This window comes from Streptomyces sp. NPDC001493, assembly GCF_053597235.1.
On the sequence record NZ_JBSFHV010000060.1, the window covers coordinates 1 to 2698 of the forward strand.

1 protein-coding gene is annotated in these 2698 nt (G+C 69.6%); it reads right to left on the reverse strand.

Annotated elements, in window-relative coordinates; genetic code table 11:
• On the reverse strand, positions 1-2698 hold a 2698-nt coding region (locus ACWCWD_RS36995), incomplete at both ends, for a condensation domain-containing protein (RefSeq protein ID WP_450780035.1).

The window sequence follows — 2698 nt, forward strand, 5'->3', positions numbered from 1 at the left end:
GCTGGAGGACGGTGGTTCCGCCGTGGAGGAGGGCTCCCCAGAATTCGAGGCTGAAGGCGTCCCAGGAGACGGGTGAGCACTGGAGGAAGACTTCGTCGGGTCCGAAGTGTCCGTGGGTCTGTGCGGTGAGGGTGGAGACGAGGTTGCGGTGGGAGGAGAGGATGCCCTTGGGGCGTCCGGTGGAGCCCGAGGTGAACATCACGCACGCCACGTCATCACCCTGAATGGGCAGACCCAGGTCCGCGTCCGACGTGCCGGCGGGGGCGTCCGAAGAGCAGGAGACCAGGGTCCAGGGGCCCTCCGCTCGTCGGCCGAGAGTGTCGTCGGTGAGAAGCAGAGTGATCCCCGCGTCCTCGGCGGCGGCACGGAGACGCTCGTCGGGGAAGTCCGGGTCGAGCAGCGTGTAGCCGGCGCCGGTCTTGACCACCGCCATCACCGCCATGGCGAAGGTGGCGCCGCGTTCGAGGAGGATGCCGGCGAGGTCGCCGCGGCCGAGTCCCTGTGAACGCAGGTGGTGGGCCCAGCGGTTGGCGGATGCGTTCAGCTCTCCGTAGGTGATCCGCCGGTCGCCGTCGATCAGCGCGACGGCCTCCGGTGCGCGAGTGACCTGCGCCTCGAACCGTTCCACGAGCGACACGTCGTCCACTGCGGCCACGGACCCGGCCCACGGCCCCAGCAACAGCTCCCGTTCGCCCGCCGACAGCACGTCGAAGTCCGCGAGGTGGGTCTCCGGGTTGGCCACCGCCTGGCGCAGCACCTCACCCAGCACGGTCACCATGCGCCGGACGGTGGTGTGGTCGAACAGATCCGCGGCGAAGACGACCGCGCCGTGCAGGCTTCGGCTGTCGTCCGAGCGGAGCAGGAACTCCAGATCGAACTTGGCCGACCCGTTGGTCAGGCCCACCACCTGGGTGGATCGGTCCTCACCCAGGCAGAACTCCGGGGCCCCTCCTGCCTCCAGGGTGAGGCAGATCTGGAAGAGGGGGTGGCGGGTGAGGGTGCGGGTGGGGTTGAGGGTGTCGAGGACGAGGTCGAAGGGTGCGTCCTGGTGGGCGAAGGCGTCGAGGTCGGTGGTGCGGATGTGTTCGAGGAGCTGGCGGAAGGTGGGGTTGCTGTCGGTGCGGGTGCGGAGGACGAGGGTATTGACGAAGAAGCCGACCAGGTCGCGGAGGGCTTCGTCGGTGCGGCCGGCGACGGGGGTTCCGATGGCGAGGTCCGTACCGCCGCCGAGCCGGGTCAGTGCGGCGACGAGTGCCGCGTGCACGACCATGAAGGGGGTGCATCCCTCGGCCCGGGCCAGTGCGCCGACGTGCTCGAACAGGTCACCTTCCAGGGTGACTTCGACCGTTCCGCCGCGGTGCGAGGCCTGTGCGGGGCGGGGGCGGTCGAGGTTGAGCGTGTGTTCCTCCGGCAGTCCTTCCAGGGTCTCGCGCCAGAAGGCGAGTTCCTGCGAGAGGACGCTCCCGGTGTCCTCGGGCGAGCCCAGCGCCCGCTGCTGCCAGACCGCGTAGTCGGCGTACTGGACCCGCAGTGGTTCCAGCACCTGGCCCTCGGCGCCGACGACACGTGCCTGGTAGGCCCGCGACAGGTCGTCGAAGAACACTCCGGCGGACCGTCCGTCCGTCGCGATGTGGTGCATCAGGAGGTGGAGGACCGCGCGTCCGTCGCCGAGGCCGAAGAGGGTGGCCCGCACCGGGACGTCCGTCCTGAGGTCGAACCGGTGCCGGACGGCTGCGGCCAGATCGTCGTCCAGCGTCTCGGGCGTGGATTCCCCACGCTCGATGCGTACGCGGGCCTCTGCGGCGGGGAGGACATGCTGCCGCGGTTCGCCGTCGACGGTGGTGAAGACGGTGCGCAGAGGCGCGTGTCTTCCGACCACGTCGTTGAGGGCGGTTTCGAGGGCCTCGGCGTCGAGTGGGCCTTCGAGGTGGATGGCCATCGGGACGTTGTAGGCGGCGCTGTCGCCGTCGAGTTCGGCGAGCAGCCAGAGTCGGCGTTGGGCGTAGGACAGGGGGGTGTCGTTGTCGTCGGTCGATGTGCCGGCGGTGAGGGGCGGGAGTGCGGGCCGGCCCTTGAGGGTGCTGATGTGCTGGGCGAGGCGCGCGGGTGTGGGGTGCTGGAAGACGTCGCGGATGGTCAGCCGGACGCCGAGTTCGTCCGCGACGTGGTTGGTGAGACGGGCGGCGAGCAGGGAGTGGCCGCCGTGGTGGAAGAAGCTGTCATCGACCCCGACCGGTCGGGCGGTGTCCAGTACTCGGCTGAAGAGGACGAGGACGATCTCTTCGAGCTGGGTCTGCGGCGCGCGCGTCGAGGCCATGAGGGCTGCCGGCTCGGGGAGGGCTCGCTTGTCGATCTTGCCGTTGGGGGTGAGGGGGAGTTTGTCGAGGGTGGTGAGGTGAGCGGGGACGAGGTGTTCGGGAAGCCGCTCCACGAGGTGCCGGCGGATGTCGTCCGGGGCTGTCGGCGTGCTGGTGACGATGTATGCGGCGAGCTGCTTGTGATGCGTGGTGACGGTGGCTTGGGTGATGTGGGGGTGGGTGAGGAGGGCGGTTTCGATTTCGGCGGGTTCGATGCGGAAGCCGCGGATTTTGATTTGGTTGTCGGCTCGGCCTTGGTAGTGGAGGTTGCCGTGGTGGTCGAAGTGGGCGAGGTCGCCGGTGCGGTAGAGGCGGGTGCCGGGGGGTCCGTAGGGGTTGGG